The sequence below is a fragment of the Oceanobacillus halotolerans genome (genome assembly GCF_010993955.1).
Classification (GTDB): domain Bacteria; phylum Bacillota; class Bacilli; order Bacillales; family Amphibacillaceae; genus Oceanibacillus_A; species Oceanibacillus_A halotolerans.
In genome coordinates this window covers 1-18033 of record NZ_WIXL01000020.1, presented here as the reverse complement: position 1 = coordinate 18033, position 18033 = coordinate 1, and the positions used below count along the sequence as shown (strand labels likewise).

Sequence of the window (18033 nt, the reverse complement as noted above, 5' to 3'; positions counted from 1 at the left end):
ATCAATTAAAGAGATACATGTGTTATCGATAGGCCTCAATCTGTATGATCCTCTTCTAAAATTGTGTCAAAGGCCTCGGAAACCATGTTAAATTCCTCATCTGATTCAATTGCTCCTAAGTCACCTTCCTGATCAATTTTTAGAAAAAAGACATCAATGTTTTCGCTATTTTCTTCCTTTAAATCTTCAGTAAAGCTAACAGCGACATAGTCTGTTCCTTGTAACGTGACCTTTGCCAATACCTCAACCTCTTGATCTTCCGTTGTTTCATCACTAATAGTAAAAACTTCTCCTACCTGTATTTCATCCATCTTTACTCCTCCTTTCTGTTACTGGATTCTGTTTCTATCTTTTACTTCACGTATGAAAATAATGCCTTTATAGAAAAACTCTTTTGGTAAAACACTTTTCACATACTTTAAATTTCTTACCTTGTTAGTTTTTATGTAATGCGACGTTAACTTGAGATGATAGTTGGAGCTTTTACCCGCTCCGGAAATATACTTCGCTAGTTGGTGCTATGCTAATTCTTATCATTTTTGTTACTAATACGATAGTTTAAGCGTAGGACAGTCGACTCCTGCGGAAAAAAACAACAGCTGAAGATCTGTGGCAAAAAGTGCCACACCGAGGCTCGGCTTAAGCTTATCGTGGTGACCATGGCGCTTACGCTTTCTTTAAGAGGAAGCTGAAGCGTTCTCCCCGGTGTAGAAGACACTGTGAGAACGAACAAGTTTGAACAGATGTCGCACTTGTGCCCATGGTGAAAGCGACTGTCCGATGCGAAAATCAATGCTGCTATGTTGTTTAGAATATTGTTCAAAGATTCATTAGGTTTAATTTTATAAAATGGGAAAACATATTAAAAAACATATAGAAAAAACAAAAAACTTTACAATCTGCCACGATATGGAAGCAAACTGTAAAGTACTTATACTAGATAATCCTATCAAAATGAACTTGTTTGTTTAACGCATACATAATTGGGATACCAATCGCTAATACAACAACCTCTCCAATGGCTGTTGTTACCCACGAAAATAGAAATGGTAAACCAAGTGCTAAATATAATTCGAATGCGATGATAAACATATTAAAGGAGAAAATGATGGTATTTGCAATAAGTAAAACGATCACATTCTTCGTGTATTTAGAAAGTAAAATAATAATACTTAAGGAAAATGCTGAATGTGCTACACCAAACACGATATCGTAAAGCCGCATCGGTGAGAAAAAGAAATTGGTTAAAAATACACCAAAGATAATTCCGAAAAAGAACTTCTTATTAAAAACGACTAAATGATTAAACATCTCTGATAGTCGAAATTGGATGTTGGTAAATCCGAATGGTTGTATCAGTGCTGATACAGCAATATATAATGCAGCTAATAGGCCATTTGCTACTAATGTTCTTGGTTTCATTAACGCTTTCTCCTTAGTTTTTTATCGTGGGATGGTCTCGAACCACGTGTGAAGTAGAATGTTTTTTTGCTTTTTAAGGTAAAATCTTAATGCATAGTTGATGTATTATGCGCAATAAAACTGTACTCACTACCGCTACGAAAATACACTTCGCTTTCCGCGGACTCCCCACGAGCCTCCTCGTGAAACCCACACTGCGGGGTCTCTTAGGCTCGTTTTCCCGCAGGAGTCTACGTGTGTTTTCTCCGCTAGATTGCGCTATTTTATTTCTTATTAATATCACCATTGATGCTAATACTATCGTTGATTGGAGCGTAGGACAGTCGACTCCTGCAGAAATAGCACGTGTCCAGACCTGAGCAAGAAGCGGTCTTTGCTTCTGAGGAGGCTGAGGCCGTGCCTGCGGTAAAGTAGACACTGTGAAAACGAATAGTTTGAACAGATGTCGCACTTATGCCCCTGGTGAAAGTGAAGTGTATTTCCGGAGCGGGTAAATGCTCCAACCATCACCTCAAGTTGCGCACAATATAAATTATAAGCATTAAAATTATTAAAAAAATAACTTAAAAGCAGAAATGGGTTGACCACCTATCCTTATGGTGGCCTGATTAAGCGATAAACATCCATTTATTATGGTTAGCGCAATGATTTAAGGAAAAGAAAAAAGATGCCAAAACCTACAATAAAGATAATCGAGCGCTGTACAGCGAGCTTGGATACCTCTCCTACCTTACGTACATATGTAGCGAATACCCAAATCAGCGTAAGAATACTCCCTATTGCTAGTAGGGACATTTGTACAGTAGTACTAGGAAACAGGACTTTCCACCCTCCGTCATCCAATGGCTCTTTCGGTAATATGGTAAACGTGACAATAGACATGATGAAAAACGTGATAATACTACTATATTGAATCACTTTCCATAGCCGATCATTCAACTATTCACCCTAAAATAGTGAAATAGGGAATCACTCTGTAAAAAGACTCCCTAATTTCACTAAATCGATATTACCGCCAGATGCAACACAGCAAACATTTTTCCCAGTGATGCCTAATTTTCCATTCATTGCAGCGGCAACTGTAACAGCACTTGACGGCTCAATTACTTGTTTCATTCGTTCCATCACCATATACATGGCATTTTTGATTTCATTTTCCTTCACAAGCACTAACTCATCTAAATAACGCTGTACAACTGGAAAAGTTAAGGATCCTGGTTGTGTAGTCCGTAATCCATCCGCAATAGTAGTTGAACTTGTTATCGAAGTTATCTTATTTTTTTGTAAAGATAAATAGGTATCGTTTCCCAATTCTGGTTCCACGCCAATTACCTTTATACGTGGATCTGTCTCTTTAATGGCAGTAAGAATTCCTGATATTAGTCCACCACCACCAACTGGTACGACTACAACATCCACATCTTTTAGTTGTCCTAAGATTTCCAGTCCAACCGTTCCTTGACCCGCCATAATAAGTGGGTCATCATAAGGGGGGATAAATACCCCATTTGTTTTATGTGCAAGCTCTTTTGCACGTGGTATTCGCTCAGCTGATGTAGTGCCACAGGTTTCAATCTTTGCCTGATACGTACGAATGGCATTCAATTTACTCGTTGTAGCATCCTCTGGAACGACAATAGTAGCTGGAACTCCTAATTGATTTGCAATATAAGCGACTGCTTGACCATGGTTTCCAGAAGAGGCAGCCGTAACAGAACTCGCACCATCTTCTACCACCTGCTGTACTTTGTTCGTTGCACCTCGAATTTTAAATGACCCCGTGGTTTGTACGTGCTCACCCTTTAGAAATAGGTTATTATCACATAATGCAGAAAGCTGGCTAGAATGAAGGATTGGCGTTTCCTTTACTACATCATAAATTGTATCACGTGCCTGTTGGATATCGGCTAATTTCACCAAATCAGTCAGCTCCTTTTTGTTTTGGAATGAAGCGAACACCACTAAAAACCCCAATTACATCATCTTGATCATTCACGATAAATTTCATCTTTTTGCCTTCTGTTGTCATAAAGCCATGTTCTTCATAAGGGGTAACTGGAGCTTCCTGCTGTTGTACTTTCCAATACAATTTATTGTTTTTCCGTAAAAAGGTTATTTGCTGTCCTTCTGCTGACTCATACCGCCCTACATATTTATGTAGTTGTTCGTTCCCTGGCATTTCCGATTTAGATGCCGTTGTTTTCTTATCCATATCAACTAAGTGATCCATAACAGAAGAAATAATATTTTCCACGTTCACATCTTGAATGTTCGTTAATACGACCATGGTTAACTCCTCTTCTTTCACTACTTTCATATGTGAGGAAACCCCTTTAATACTTCCACCATGACCAAAGAGCTTCATCCCGTTATAATCATCAACTTGTAACCCATATCCATATTGATCCCCAGTTGGCATCCTAACATGGGCTGTGGTCATTGCTTGGATACTTTCACTAGAGACAATCTGTTTACCATTAACGAAACCATTATTTCGATATACTTCTAGATAACGCACTAAATCGGTGACACTTGCTTTCAATGAACCATTTGCATACAAATTTCGTGTATCCCACCATGCAGGAGAATGAAATGGCTTTTTGGTTGGATCTTTTTGATAAGCATACAGTTCTGTAACATCAGCATCATGGTGTAGATCGGCTCGTAAAAATGTAGCACGATCCATCTGTAACGGATCTAGGATATGTTCTTGTACAAATGGAATATAATCCATCCCACTCGCTCGTTCGATTATCCCTTGAAGCATGGCATAACCTTCATTGGAATAGTTAAAAACGGTACCAGGCACTCCTAACATCTCATAAGGGGTTTCATTGATCAATTGAATCATGTCCTCCACTGTTTCAACGGTTGGTTCTTTTGGAAGATCTGCTAATACATCAAACAAATAACCTCCATCTGGATCCTTTTGTATACTTGTTCGGCGCGCCTGATGAACAGCTTTCATTCCAGGAAATCCTGCTGTATGGGTTAACAAATGGTGGATGGTAGGCTCTTTTTCGAGTGATTCTGGTAATTTTAATTCTGGTAACCACTTTGTTATAGGATCCAGTACCGATAATTTCTGAGCGTCCTGTAGTTGCATAACCGCTAGAGCTGTAACAGATTTCGTAATCGAAGCAACCCCAAATATAGTATCTGGGGTAACTGGTAATTTCTTCTCAACATCTCGATAACCAGCATATTTTTCATAAATTGGCTCTCCTTCTTTTGCAACAACCACTGCCATACCTGGAATTTGTTTCGATTCTTGTATTGCTGTTAATGCTTCATCTAAAGCCGTGAAATCCTGATTTACCTTCATTCCAATCGCTCCTTATTTTGGTCTATGATCTAAAAAGTTTTGATAGGCAAATCCACGGACTTCATCTTCTGAATAATATTTGAGCAATTCATTAATGAGGTTTTGGTATTTTCCAGAATGCTCCAATTGTTTAATGTAATATGCTATGCCATCAAAGTCAGATCCAAAGCCAATTTGCTTCACTCCTCCAAGGGAGCATAAATGATCAATATGTTTAATGAGATCGCCTATCGTTGCCTTTTGACTATCTTTATTAATAAATGGTGGATTAAACACAACATGAATCATTCCATTATTGGAAAACATCGCTTCTACTTGATCATCATATAAGTTACGTGGGTGATCACAAATAGCACGTGCATTGGAATGACTAGCAATTGGATAATCTGCTAACTCCATCACATCCCAAAACCCTTTTACCGTTAAGTGTGAAACATCTGTAAATACACGATATTCATTGTTCAGCTTAACCGCTTCTTTTCCTAGTACTGTTAATCCACCACCTCTTGGTTCTCCTGCTCCATCCCCACAAAGGTTTGCATTATTCCACGTTAACCCATGAGATAATACACCTAATCGATATAAATGACGTAACTTTCCTAGGTCATTCCCAAATGCATCCGCACCTTCTAATGTTAAAACAGCACCTATTTCCCCTTCCTGCAGCGTGTCAAAGTCTTCCCACTTTTTAATGTGTTTCATTTTTGGATTGCGTGCAAGGATTTCAGTATAAAATAAGTCAATTTGTTCGAGTGCATGCTGCCATTTTTCATCTGATGGCACATCTGGGTATATAAAAATAGCAAAAAATTGTGCCATCACTTCCCCTTTATAAAGTCGTTGAAAACTAGTATCTAGTTCTTTTGAATCTTGATAGTTTAAGGCTTCCTTGCCGTAATAGGTACCTCTTTTCGCTAGTTGTAATTTTAATAACGCATCACAATGTGTATCAATTACTTTCATTTTTAATTCCCCCTATTAATTTGCGCAGGCTCTTAAAAACCCTTCATAAATTTTACGAGATGGTTCATCATTACCTACTAACATATTTTCCGGATGCCATTGCAGGCCTAATGCAAACGTATGATGTTTACTTTCAATTGCCTCCAACACATCATCACTTGCTGTTCCACTTACTTGGAACGGTTCTTTTACCGCTCGATTTGCTTGATGATGACGACTGTTCACTTTCAATTTCGTTTCGTTTGTTAACCGATGGAGAAGACTTCCTTCTAATACATGTACAAAATGAGACCCATGATCTTTGGGAGCCTTTTGTTGATGCTGTAATAATTCATGATCGATTTGTGCATAAATATCTTGGTACATGTCCCCACCAGCAGCAATATTTAACGTCTGACAACCTCTGCAAACAGCAAGAATTGGTTTATCTAACGCTAGCATCTTTTTCATTAACGTAATTTCAAAATGATCACGCGCTGGGATAATGGTTCCTAGCTTCGGATGTGGTTCTTCTCCAAAAAGGATAGGATCAATATCATACCCACCTGTTGCATACAATCCATCTAACTGATGTGCAAGCTCGTCAATATCCTCCTTTATTAAATAAGGCAACATCACAGGCATACCTCCAGCCTGTGTAATGGCATTTACATTTTCTTCTGCCACCTTATAATACGTTTTGTCCACTTCCATGGATGTCGTGATGCCAATTAATTTCTTCATAAAAAGCCTCCCATTATGTATTCGTATGAAATATGTATTCCATTTAAAAACTATTATTCTATTTTTTCATTGGCTATTTTCGCAGAGTTTGTTGCTAATAATCTATATAATGCGCAATAAATGGTGCTATTGATTTCCGCTCCAGACAGTCGCTTTCCGCAGACACGGCCTCAACCTCATCAGAAGTAAAGACCGCTTCTTGCGGGGTCTTCGGACGCGTGCTATACCTTGCAGGAGTCGACTCTCCTCCGCTCCAATCAACTATTGTATTAGATCAATAATGATATAGGCAAAAAAGCATATCACTAGCGGAGAAAATACACGAAGACTCCCGCGGTTCGTCGACTAACATCGGTCACGCCCTGTGACCAACGCCGACACTAGAACGTCCTGTTCGTCGCAGTGGCCAACGTGAGACCCCGCAGGCGAGGTACGATCGAGAAGGCTCACGGGTCACCCGCGGTAAAGTAGACACTGTGAAAACGAACAGTTTGAACAGAAGTCGCACTTATGCCCCTGGTGAAAGCGAAGTGTATTTTCGTAGCGGTAGTTAACGCAGTTTTATTGCGCATCATACACCAACTGTTCATGAAGAATTGACACTTGAAAAACAACAAGCTTTTAGAAAACAACCTTTTCATTTAAAACATTTAATGAAAAAGATGGTTTAATTTCACCAATCTTTTCATTCCTAGCATTCAAAACAGGTGCACGATCATAACTAATTAATGATTCTCTTAAGGCTGCCTCCCCAATATCTAGCTGCTGTAATACTTGCATGGAAGCTACACTTGTTGCACGTGCATTTCCATCGTCTACTTTTACCGCAACACCAATACCAGTTTCACTATCGCCAAAGCAATGAACTCCTTCCGCACCACCTTTTGCGACGATTCTTCCTGCATAGGCTCCCATTAAATCAGTGTCAAATCGTTTCGTACCTGCAACCATTTCAGGATATTCCACCATTGCATTACGTATGCGTTTTAAGGAGGATTTTCTTTTCGTGTCGCCTTCTTCCCATTGATCTGGATTTGCAAGTCTTGCAAATGCTAATGCTAAATTTTCAAGTGGAAGACGATGAACAGGCACACCACATCCATCAACTGATGTGTTAATTTTGTCTTTCTCATAGTCACTCACATTAGCGATCACCTCGATGATTTGTTGTTGATATGGATGTGTTACATCTCGATATGTACTTATATCCATGTCTTGTTGCATGCAACCAGCAAGCATACCAGAATGCTTACCAGAACAGTTACTATATAAAGGAGTGAGCTGGCCTCCTTCTTTTATTAATTGGTTGTAGCTTTCGATATCCTTTGGAATATGGGTCCCACATTGCAAGTGTTCTTCTTGTAGATTCAATTTTTCTAATACATTTGTTACACTTTCTCGATGGAAGGGCTCGCCATTATGACTAGCACAAAAGAGAGCTAATTCTTTTTCGGTTAAAGCAAACCCATCCATAGCACCAGATTCGACGATTGGTACTGCTTGAAACGGCTTCATGGAAGAGCGTGCAAACGTTAATCGGTCTTGTTCCCCAAAAGATGCTATCAATTCCCCGTTTGCATTCACCACTGCAATATGTATATCATGTGCGCTTTCGAGATAGTCGCCTCTAAAAACTTGGATTGGTTTTGTTTGTGTCATTGTATCAGTTCCTTTCAGTTTTTTATTAGTTACTCAACTTTCGCAGACTGAAATAGCAAGTAACACCTAATATGTCTAGGCAGACCTGCAATCCATTGCTGGTTGACTTTTGATTAATTTTTGCACGCTTTTTATTACTTATTTTGAAGGCATCTTTAAGAAGATCAATTAAAATTAACTGCTGTAGTGCTACAACGATTTTGCCTTGAAAGCACTATACCTTGCAAAGCCGATAGTTGTGTGGCTAATTAAGGAATCGTAGGAACTACCTTGAAATTTTTTTCGTAGTTTCAAAAGGACTTGGTTGTTTTGAAAAACACCTCAATATCCTAACGCATTCCATAAATACAAGTACAATCCGTACTTAAGATTGCTAGCCAATCACTCTTTTTGTTACGGTTGCGAACAAATACAACTTTAATCGGAACTCCATTTGCCTGTGTCGTTTGATTGGAACGAAGAACTCCTTTCTTTCCTGATACAGGCTTCGTCAGATAGTACAGTTCCTTTAAGCTTACATGTTCGTTACCAACCAGATTACGCTGTTTCAGATTTTCAACCATACCAATCACGTCAATACCTTGTTCTTTGATGTTCTTAATGAGTGGTTGCTGATTAAACCAAGTGTCCATCAGCACATAGGAAGCATCTATTCATTGGGTAGTTGATTATATTGGTTATTATCCGTTATCATGTATAGGACACCTCTTCAGTATGATATTGGTGATTCTAGTCAAACCAACTATACCAAACGTTAAGGTGTTTTTTTCATGCCTTTTTATTTATAATCAAGTCTCATATTTTAACGTTCAAAAACTCTACAAGGAATTGAACTTAACTATTTTTTCTTGATGCGAAAGTTGAATTAGTTATAAATACTAGATATTATGTTAATCAATTTACATGAGAGATAAATAGTCTCTGATATAAATATATATCCTATGTTCTTTTTTGATAGACAATTTCCCCATTAATCAGCGTATATTCTACACTTGCTTTAGTCTGAAATGGATGATGTGTCCACAAAACAAGATCAGCATCTTTGCCCTGTTCGATCGAACCCACTCTATCCGCTACTCCAGTAATCTTAGCAGGATTAATTGTAATAGCACGTAATGCTTCCATTTCATTCAATCCATGTTTCACTGCATCTGCTGCACAAATAGACAAATATTGAATAGGTGTAACAGGGTGATCAGTATTAATTGCCAAAAGGATACCAAGGTCATTTAAAATTCTTGGATTCTCTAAGTTCATATCCCTTGTTTCATATTTACCCGATTGTCCCATGAAGGGTCCTACCGTAACGGGATAACCAGATTTTTTTATATATGAGGCAACTTTAAAGCCTTCTGTACAATGTTCAATAGATAAATTAATATCAAATTCTTTAGCAATACGAATAGCCGTAACAATATCATCAGCGCGATGAGCATGAATTCGTAAGGGCATCTTTTTTTGTAATACATCAATAAAAGGAGCAAGGTCTTCTTTCCCTTGTCTATATAAATCACCTAATTCATTATATCCCTCCATAAGTGCTTGTTCTGCCTTTTGGAAACCTTGTCTTATCCAATTAGCTATGGACATTCTAGTATATGGATCCCTCTTCCCGACTTGGCCATATCTATTTTTCGGGTTCTCACCCGTCGCACCTTTTAATCCACTATTCCTACGTAAGAGCATATCCTCAACAATGGTTCCAGTTGTTTTTACAACAGACCAAATACCGCCTATTGCATTTGCACTTCCAGCACCAGTCTGTACTGTTGTTACCCCTCCTGAACGTGCATCTTTAAATGAATCATCCTGGGGATTAATAGCATCTACTGCTGACATTAAAGGTGTATAAGGATGTGAACTTTCATTTGCATCATTCCAAACCCCTACATGTGTATGAGCATCAATTAATCCAGGTGTTATAACGTACCCTTCAGCATTAATTACTTCCACACCTTCAGGGGTAGGTATATTCGTACCGATATTTTTGATTTTCCCGTCCTCAAGTAAAATATCACAGTTCTCTAACACTTGATTAGTATTATTAACGGTGTATACTGTCGCTTGTTTAATTAACTTCATTTGGATTGATCCTCCCTTTTATAGACGGTCTCACCACTGATAATTGTTTGGGTGACATTTGATTTTAATTCTAAAGGTTCTCCGTTCCAGATAACTATATCAGCTTGTTTTCCTGGCTCAATAGAACCTAGACTTTCTGAAATACCAAGGATTTTCGCTGGGCCAAGTGTTAATGCATATAACGCATCACTACTTGACAACCCTTCTCTTACTGATAGTGACCCTTCTAGTGGTAAGTTCCGTATTGTATGAGTTGTCAAAGCAAAAGATAAACCAGCTTCTTTTAAGATACTCGCATGAGATGGATGAAGACTTTCTATTTCCTCTCTAAGTCTAGAAGCATAATACGGTCCAACTAACACTGGAATTTCTGCCTTTATTAAAGTATCTGTAGCTAGATGAGCTTCAGTAGCATGAACAAGCGTAACATTAATATCAAACTCTTCTTTTAGACGTACAGCTGTTAGGATGTCATCTAATCGGTGAGCTCGTATGTACATTGGAGCTTTTTTCTCAAGGATATCACTTACAATTCTATCCTCAATGCCTTCCAATTTTTCTTTATACAAAACTTTTCTTAGGCGATCTCTTATTATTGATGCAATCCTCATTCTTGTTAGAGGTTGTTTAAATTTTTTCGAAAAGGCTTGTTTCGGTACCTCGCCTAATGAAATAGATAGTCCGTGTTGAGCATTAACTACCATTTCATCTATGACGCTACCAGTTGTTTTTATGACTGATGTAATACCTGAGATAACGTTTTCTGGTCCAGGTAATACATGAACAGTTGTAATACCTGCTGATCTAGCTTTGGAAAACCCTTTATCAAATGGGTAGATTCCATCGATCACAGATAAACTTGGTTGTTCTGTTCCTGATGCTTCAAAAGTGTCATCTCCTTCCCAACGTACTCCATATTCTTTTAACCCCAGAAGTGTTGCACCATTTATAAGGCCAGGCGTAATGAAGCTGCCTGCTCCATCTATTATATTTACATCAGAAGATAGATTTATATTTTCACCAACTTCCTTAATAGTATTGCCTTCCCATAATATTGTCATATTATCCTTAATAGTTCCTGTCTTAACATCAAACATATTACTATTAATAATAGCCTGCTTCATTATAAAACCTCTCCATTCTCTAATTCTCCTTATAATTACATCTTAATTTTTCGCTTGCTCATAATAAACTGATTCTTTTTTGAGAAAACTGGTCTATAGACTCCAGTTTTCTATCAATTTTAAAAAATACTCCTAATTTTTTCTTTTAGGATCTAATGCATCTCGTAAACCATCTCCAACAAAATTAAATGACAAAATTGTAATGAGAATCATCAAACCTGGGAAGAGAGGATACCACCATGCATAAAGCATTATGCTAAAATCCTGTGCAGCTTGTAACATATTTCCCCAACTCGGTGTTGGTGGTTGTACTCCAAGACCTAAATAACTAAGAGTTGATTCTGCCAAAATCACGTAACCAATCTGCAAAGTTGCAGTTACAATAATAGGTCCAATTGCATTAGGCAAAATATGTGAAAAAATAATTTTGCCCTTTCGAATACCAATAGTCCTAGCAGCTAATACAAACTCGCGTGTTCTTAAGGTTAAAAATTCTCCTCTAACCAATCTAGCTGTTCCTGTCCAGCTAAATAAAGCAAACACAACAATCAGCGTACCTAAACTCGGTTCTAAAACTGCAATTAAAGTTATTAATAAAAATATTTGTGGAAAAGCAATAATAACATCAACAACCCTCATAAGGATTGAGTCAATTATTCCCCCAAAATAACCAGCAACAGCGCCTACAATTGTACCAATTGAAATTATTCCAGCCACAGCTACAAATCCAACTGTTAATGAAACTCGTGCACCATACAATAAACGACTAAAAGTATCACGTCCTAATTCATCAGTGCCTAAAGGATGTTCTGCACTCGGTGGCGCAAGTCGGTTTGTTAGAACCTGTTCTTCAGGACTATGTGGTGCTATCAAGGGAGCAAATATCGCCATGCCTATAATGATAATAAGAACCACTGCTCCACTAACAGCTAATTTATTTTTCATAAACTTGTCAAATGCGATTCTCCATAGAGATTCTGGTTTTTGTTTTACTTCCAAATTTATATCTGGAGAAGTTATTGTTTGGTTCTTTGAAATGTCCTTTTCAGGCAATGTCAAGTGTCTCTCCTCCTTTAGTACTCTATTCTCGGGTCAAAAATTGCATAAAGTATATCGGCAATCAAATTTCCGATAATTACCAATGTAGCTGAAATCATCGTAATAGCCATAATCATTGGATAATCACGTTGAAATGTTGCGTCAATAAACAGTAAACCTATACCTGGCCAATTAAAAATTTTTTCAGTAACTACCGATCCCCCTATAAACGTCGGTAGCATAAGGCCGATAAGAGTAAGCACTGGTATTAATCCGTTCCGAAGACCATGTTTATAAACAACCTTCCTTTGTTTAAACCCTTTAGCACGTGCAGTTCGTATATAGTCTTGATCGAGAACATCTAACATACTTGAACGTGTGTAACGGGTTAATGAAGCAGTCTCTGCAGTAGCCAGTACTATAGCTGGTAAAATCAAATGGTGAATCCTATCCAACAAACTAAATGGTTCATTTAGAGTTGCTACTCCCCCACTTGGAAACCAACCTAAATGAACAGATAGGAGCATAATGAGAACAAGTCCGAACCAAAAATTCGGTGTTGCCATTCCCAAAAAGGAAGCAGTTGTAACAGTATAATCAGTTAGTGAATAAGGCTTTCTTGCTGATACGATTCCAAATGGGATAGCTACAACAATAGCTAGCAATGCAGAGACAACCATTAATAGTAATGTATTTGGTAAGCGAGCCATAATTAATTCTGTAACAGGAGTTCCCTGATAGATTAAGGACTCACCAAAATCACCTGTTACAATATCACCCAACCAACGGACATACTGGACATGAACTGGGTCGTTTAATCCTTGCTCCTCTAAAAATGCTTCTCGGTCTTCTTGGCTAATCCCTGGATTATCCATCATTAATGCGGTAGGATCTCCAGGGGCCAATTGAACTATACCAAAAGATAAAACTGAAACACCCAATAGTAACGGGATAGTTAATATAATTCGTCTTATTATATATGCAATCATTTTAATGCCTCCTGAAGTTAAGAGATAAGGAAAGAGTTGGGGCAACCCTAACTCTTTCCCAATTAATCTTGATTTATTGTTCCATCCACCATTCATGAATTTTGTAGTAAGAATTTCCCGAATGCATATTCGGATGAAGTTGTGGTACGAATAAATGATTACCATTTTGGGAATATAGGAATGTATATGGCTGTTCTTCAGCAACAATAGCTTGGGCTTCCTCGATTAGTTCAGCTCGTTTTTCTTGATCCATTGCCATGTCACTTTCTTCCATTAATTTATCTAGTTCCGGATTCGAGTAAGCACCATAATTTAATCCATTTTCTACTTCATCAGAGTGGAAATAGGAAGTTATACTTGGATCAGCTGTTAACGACCAACCAAGTACATACGCATCATAGTCAAATTGATGAATTTGGTCGATAAACGCACTCCACTCTATGATTTCTGGAGTTACTTCTACTCCTACTTCTGCCCATTGTTGTTGAGCAACCTGAGTAATTTGTTCCCGGACTTCTCTACCTTGACCTGATTTTATGCTAAAGGAAAGCTTTGTTCCGTCTTTTTCTCTAATACCATCACCATCCGTATCTTCCCATCCTGCTTCAGACAACAATTCTTTTGCTTTTTCAGGATCATATTCAAAGACAGGAACATCTTCATTGTATGCCCAACTGAATGGAAGACCTGGTGAGTTTGAGAGTTCCCCATCTCCATATACAATCGTTTCAAGTATTTCTTCACGGTCAAGAGCATGGGTAAGTGCTTGACGAACCTTTTTGTCTTCAAATATTGGATTTCTTAGGTTATATCCAATGTAGTTATACTGTAAATCAGGGACTTTTTCTAGCTGAGCTTGGCCTTGGTCAATTAGTGACTCAACAGTAGGCATATCAGACTGCGATACACGCATGTAGTCTATATCACCCGCTTGATACTGTGCTAATAACGCGTTTTTATCTGGTACTATTTTATAAGTAATAGAGTCTAGATATGGTCGACCTTGGAAATAATCATCATTAGCGACAACTTTGACATATTGGCCTTGTACCCATTCATCGAATTTAAATGGTCCAGTACCTACTGGATTCTTTGTATTAAAATCCGCTTCGTCTAGATCACTAACTGGTATGTCTCCTAATATGTGTTTAGGTAAAATATCATAAACAGTTGTTTGGAATAGAAACTTTGCATCTGGTCGTTTTAAAGTGATTTCAACTGTGTAATCATCAGTAGCTTCAATAGACTCTATACTTGCAAAGTGACTACCTCTTGGCCCTGTATATTCTTCATTTAATGGTATGTTATAAGAGAAAGCTACATCCTCCGCTGTAAATGGTTCCCCATCATGCCAATTAACACCCTCTCTTAAATGAAAAGTCCATTTCAACTCTTCTTCGGAATACTCCCAGTCCTCCGCTAAACCTGGTGCAGGTTCTAAATTTTCATCAATAGTAGTTAAAGGATCAAACATAAATCCTTCAATTGTGTCACTTGGTACATCTGATGAAAACATATCATTAAACAAAGTCGGTGCCGATACGTTTCCAACAATCAAATCTCCGCCTTGTTGCGCTTCACCTGAATCCTCATTTGAAACTTCTGACTTTTCTTCTTGAGTATTTTCACTTTCATTATCTTCTGTCGTCCCTGAATCCGATGAACATGCTGTTAAAATTAGTGAAAACGCAAAGATAAATGCTAATGTACAAATTAATTTACTAATCTTTTTCATTTTAATCCTCCCACTAATTATTTACGTTTGTCCAAAACTTCTGTAACAAAATTATATTTGTCACTCCCCCTTACTTTCTTAACCTCCTTTTAATTATAAAGATGACAAGCAACGTAATGATTTGGTTTTTCTTCCTTAAATGTTGGAACCACCTCCTTACAAACATCCATTGCAACTGGGCACCTTGTGTGAAAAACACAACCTTTTGGAGGGTTTGCTGGATTTGGTATATCTCCTTCTAATACAATTCTTTCTCTTTGTTCCTCTCCTTTCTTTTTTGGAACAGGAACCGCAGATAACAATGCTTTGGAATATGGATGTAACGGTTCTGAATAAAGACTATCTTTATCTGCCAACTCCATTAAATTACCTAAGTACATTACTGCAACACGATCAGAGATATGTCGGACGACACTTAAATCATGAGATATAAAAATATAAGTGAGATTAAATTTTTCCTGCAGATCTTTCATTAAATTAATAATCTGTGATTGAATAGATACGTCTAATGCTGAAACTGCCTCATCTGCTATAATTAATTCTGGATTAAGAGCAAGTGCCCTAGCTATTCCAATTCTTTGTCTTTGACCCCCAGAAAACTCATGTGGATACCTTGTAAAATATGAAGGATCTAGCCCAACTACATCTAATAATTCCTTTACTCTATCCATTCTTTCCTTTTTATTTTTATAAAGTTGATGAGCTTCTAATGGCTCCATTAATGTTTTACCAAGTGTTTTACGTGGATTGAGTGATGCAAATGGATCCTGAAATATCATCTGAATATCTTTACGAATTGATTTTCGAAGCTGATTCTCACTTGCTTTGGTAATATCCTCTCCTTTATAAAGTATTTTTCCTTCAGTAGGTTTGTTTAGGCGAATAATAGTTCTACCAGCAGTTGACTTACCACAACCGGATTCTCCTACAATTCCAAATGTTTCTCCTTTTTTTATATTTAGGTTCAGTCCATCTACTGCTTTTACATGGCCTACTGTTTTTTGTAATATTCCATCCTTAATAGGGAAATATTTTTTAAGATTTTTCACTTCTAAAATAAAGTCTTCACCTGGACCTTTTGATTTGACATTTTCTTTTTCACTTAGGACATTTACATCCATCACTCAACCTCCTCTTCATCATCATATAAAAAACAACGAACTGACCGAGAATTAGAAATCGATTTTAATTGTGGTTTTTCTTCCAAGCAACGACCAAACACTTTATTACAACGGGAAGCAAATCTACAACCTTTTGGTAAAGAATCAGGTGAAGGAACATTACCTTTAATGGAGTAAAGACGTTCTATTTCTCCAGTCAATGTTGGTACCGATTTAATAAGTCCTTCTGTGTATGGATGGTAAGGTTCATCAAAAATTTCATCTATCGGTGCTTCTTCAACTATTTCGCCTGCGTACATAACAATTACTCTTTCAGCTAATTCAGAAACTACTCCAAGATCATGCGTAATTAATAGAATGGATGTATCAAATTCCTTCGTTAAATTTTTAAGTAATTCTAAAATTTGAGCCTGGATAGTTACATCTAATGCTGTCGTAGGTTCATCTGCAATCAAAAGTTTAGGGTTACAGCTCATCGCCATTGCGATCATGACCCTTTGTCTCATACCACCAGACAATCTGTGTGGATAATCACGGATTATCTCTTCTGCTCTTGAAAATCCAACTATTTGAAGAAGTTCAATCGCTTTTTCTACAGCAGAAGCACGGTTAACTCCTTGATGATATGTAATAACCTCAACCAACTGTTCACCAATCGTTAGTACTGGATTTAAAGATGTCATTGGCTCCTGAAAAATCATAGATATTTCTTTTCCGCGTACTTTACACATGTCATCCTCGGATAATTCCGTTAGATTTATATCTTCTAGCATAATTTTTCCGTCAACGATCTCTCCACCAGGTTTTGGAACTAAACCCATAATCGAAAGAGAGGTCATACTTTTTCCAGACCCAGATTCACCTACCAAAGCTACTGTTTCTCCCTTATTTAACTTCAAGTCAACACCGTCAACTGCTGGTACAACGTGTTTTTTTTGAAAAAAATATGTTTTTAAATTTTCAATATTTAATAATGATGCCATGTTTTTCTTTCCCTCACTTTCGTTGTTTCTACCTCTTTTTTAACCCTTATATAATTGTCATTTTGTAGATTTAACTCTACTTCTTTAGCACATGGGTTTTAGTAATTCTAAACTGTCTTTCTCTATTAGAAACCCAATCTTTTTATATAGGGCTATAATTTGTTTGAAACCTATCTCTTTCACCCCTTTCAACAATAAAGAATATTGTTGTTTCCATTTTTATTTAATTTTCATAATTAAATAATATCAGTTATTTCTGAAAAGTAAACCATTTTTTTAAAAATTTGGTCTATATTTACTTACAATTCACATAATAATTCCCTTTTAGCGACATATTTCTTTCCCTTCTATTCTTGTTATAAACTAAGGAGACTTTAGGCCTTTTTTAAAGATCTATTTTTTTCGTTACTCAGACAACTTCATTTCTCGGGAATAATTTCTAAGTATATTAAAATTTAGTAATGGTCAGTAATGGTTTTTTGTTAAATTATGCAAGACATGTGCCAAGTTTCAGACTTTACATTTGGATAGTTCCATGTAAATGAGGTATCCTATTTAATCTAAAAGAGGGGATTATAACCAATAAACTAACCATTATATTAGTAAACATCAGATTATTATCTTTGCTCTTTGCTGTTCGTCATCTATACATCTGCAATCGTAAAGTTATAAAAAAAGTGTCCAACTAATAACAAACGCACCATTAGTTGAACAAGACAATACAAATGAATACAAAAAAAACGCTTGGATAGGTACCGACCCCCGAAAGTTAGAGTAATAAATCTAACTTTCGGGGGTGTTTTTGTGGCAAAATATAGTGAAGAATTTAAAATGAAGCTTGTCGCCGAGTATTTAGATGGAAACATTGG

General features: G+C 37.2%; 15 protein-coding genes, 1 pseudogene and 1 riboswitch. All 16 genes and pseudogenes read right to left on the bottom strand.

The annotated features are described in order from the left end of the window. Window positions 1–35: 35 nt before the first annotated feature. Complete coding sequence (locus tag GHC26_RS15330) at window positions 36–311, bottom strand: DUF1292 domain-containing protein (RefSeq protein ID WP_163972131.1); 276 nt, start codon at window positions 309–311, stop codon at window positions 36–38. A gap of 625 nt (window positions 312–936) precedes the next feature. After that, window positions 937–1422 carry a QueT transporter family protein gene (locus tag GHC26_RS15325; RefSeq protein ID WP_163972130.1) on the bottom strand — a complete coding sequence of 162 codons (486 nt, stop codon included), beginning with the start codon at window positions 1420–1422 and terminating at the stop codon, window positions 937–939. A 7-nt stretch (window positions 1423–1429) separates the two neighbouring features. Continuing rightward, a riboswitch (PreQ1 riboswitch) is annotated at window positions 1430–1474 on the bottom strand. A 584-nt stretch (window positions 1475–2058) separates the two neighbouring features. After that, the gene (locus GHC26_RS15320; RefSeq protein ID WP_163972129.1) at window positions 2059–2361 is read right to left on the bottom strand and encodes a hypothetical protein; all 303 of its coding nucleotides are present in this window, start codon (window positions 2359–2361) and stop codon (window positions 2059–2061) included. A gap of 30 nt (window positions 2362–2391) precedes the next feature. Then, window positions 2392–3342 (bottom strand): threonine ammonia-lyase, encoded by a 951-nt coding sequence (locus tag GHC26_RS15315; protein WP_163972128.1) that lies wholly within the window; start codon window positions 3340–3342, stop codon window positions 2392–2394. A 1-nt stretch (window position 3343) separates the two neighbouring features. Then, window positions 3344–4747 carry a serine hydrolase domain-containing protein gene (locus GHC26_RS15310; protein WP_163972127.1) on the bottom strand — a complete coding sequence of 468 codons (1404 nt, stop codon included), beginning with the start codon at window positions 4745–4747 and terminating at the stop codon, window positions 3344–3346. Window positions 4748–4759: 12 nt separating this feature from the next. Continuing rightward, window positions 4760–5710 carry a dipeptidase gene (locus GHC26_RS15305; protein WP_163972126.1) on the bottom strand — a complete coding sequence of 317 codons (951 nt, stop codon included), beginning with the start codon at window positions 5708–5710 and terminating at the stop codon, window positions 4760–4762. Window positions 5711–5725: 15 nt separating this feature from the next. After that, entirely contained in the window at window positions 5726–6433 is a 708-nt protein-coding gene (locus tag GHC26_RS15300; RefSeq protein ID WP_163972125.1) for a gamma-glutamyl-gamma-aminobutyrate hydrolase family protein, read from the bottom strand. Between the two features lie 621 nt (window positions 6434–7054). After that, entirely contained in the window at window positions 7055–8092 is a 1038-nt protein-coding gene (locus GHC26_RS15295) for an asparaginase (RefSeq protein ID WP_163972124.1), read from the bottom strand. 33 nt (window positions 8093–8125) lie between these two features. Continuing rightward, a pseudogene (locus GHC26_RS16255) lies at window positions 8126–8745 on the bottom strand (IS4 family transposase); the annotation flags it as partial. A 286-nt stretch (window positions 8746–9031) separates the two neighbouring features. After that, window positions 9032–10174, bottom strand: a complete 1143-nt coding sequence (locus GHC26_RS15285) for an amidohydrolase (protein WP_163972123.1) — start codon at window positions 10172–10174, stop codon at window positions 9032–9034. Further along, entirely contained in the window at window positions 10171–11298 is a 1128-nt protein-coding gene (locus GHC26_RS15280; protein WP_163972122.1) for an amidohydrolase family protein, read from the bottom strand. The genes GHC26_RS15285 and GHC26_RS15280 overlap by 4 nt, the downstream gene beginning before the upstream one ends. A 132-nt stretch (window positions 11299–11430) precedes the next feature. Further along, window positions 11431–12318, bottom strand: coding sequence for an oligopeptide ABC transporter permease (opp4C, locus tag GHC26_RS15275; protein ID WP_163972143.1), 888 nt, complete (start codon window positions 12316–12318; stop codon window positions 11431–11433). A 53-nt stretch (window positions 12319–12371) separates the two neighbouring features. Continuing rightward, entirely contained in the window at window positions 12372–13325 is a 954-nt protein-coding gene (locus tag GHC26_RS15270) for an ABC transporter permease (RefSeq protein ID WP_163972121.1), read from the bottom strand. 73 nt (window positions 13326–13398) lie between these two features. Further along, window positions 13399–15060: a peptide-binding protein gene (locus tag GHC26_RS15265; RefSeq protein ID WP_163972120.1), complete on the bottom strand. Its 1662-nt coding sequence runs from the start codon at window positions 15058–15060 to the stop codon at window positions 13399–13401. A gap of 89 nt (window positions 15061–15149) precedes the next feature. Continuing rightward, entirely contained in the window at window positions 15150–16181 is a 1032-nt protein-coding gene (locus tag GHC26_RS15260) for an ABC transporter ATP-binding protein (protein ID WP_163972119.1), read from the bottom strand. Continuing rightward, window positions 16181–17164 carry an ABC transporter ATP-binding protein gene (locus GHC26_RS15255; protein WP_163972118.1) on the bottom strand — a complete coding sequence of 328 codons (984 nt, stop codon included), beginning with the start codon at window positions 17162–17164 and terminating at the stop codon, window positions 16181–16183. The genes GHC26_RS15260 and GHC26_RS15255 overlap by 1 nt, the downstream gene beginning before the upstream one ends. Window positions 17165–18033: the final 869 nt, after the last annotated feature.

Coding starts and splice junctions, on each gene's coding strand:
- GHC26_RS15280 (WP_163972122.1), bottom strand. CDS start 11,298: ATGAAGCAGGCTATTATTAATAGTAATATGTTTGATGTTAAGACAGGA.
- GHC26_RS15310 (WP_163972127.1), bottom strand. CDS start 4,747: ATGAAGGTAAATCAGGATTTCACGGCTTTAGATGAAGCATTAACAGCA.
- GHC26_RS15265 (WP_163972120.1), bottom strand. CDS start 15,060: ATGAAAAAGATTAGTAAATTAATTTGTACATTAGCATTTATCTTTGCG.
- GHC26_RS15285 (WP_163972123.1), bottom strand. CDS start 10,174: ATGAAGTTAATTAAACAAGCGACAGTATACACCGTTAATAATACTAAT.
- GHC26_RS15330 (WP_163972131.1), bottom strand. CDS start 311: ATGGATGAAATACAGGTAGGAGAAGTTTTTACTATTAGTGATGAAACA.
- GHC26_RS15255 (WP_163972118.1), bottom strand. CDS start 17,164: ATGGCATCATTATTAAATATTGAAAATTTAAAAACATATTTTTTTCAA.
- GHC26_RS15295 (WP_163972124.1), bottom strand. CDS start 8,092: ATGACACAAACAAAACCAATCCAAGTTTTTAGAGGCGACTATCTCGAA.
- GHC26_RS15270 (WP_163972121.1), bottom strand. CDS start 13,325: ATGATTGCATATATAATAAGACGAATTATATTAACTATCCCGTTACTA.
- GHC26_RS15260 (WP_163972119.1), bottom strand. CDS start 16,181: ATGGATGTAAATGTCCTAAGTGAAAAAGAAAATGTCAAATCAAAAGGT.
- GHC26_RS15300 (WP_163972125.1), bottom strand. CDS start 6,433: ATGAAGAAATTAATTGGCATCACGACATCCATGGAAGTGGACAAAACG.
- GHC26_RS15325 (WP_163972130.1), bottom strand. CDS start 1,422: ATGAAACCAAGAACATTAGTAGCAAATGGCCTATTAGCTGCATTATAT.
- GHC26_RS15305 (WP_163972126.1), bottom strand. CDS start 5,710: ATGAAAGTAATTGATACACATTGTGATGCGTTATTAAAATTACAACTA.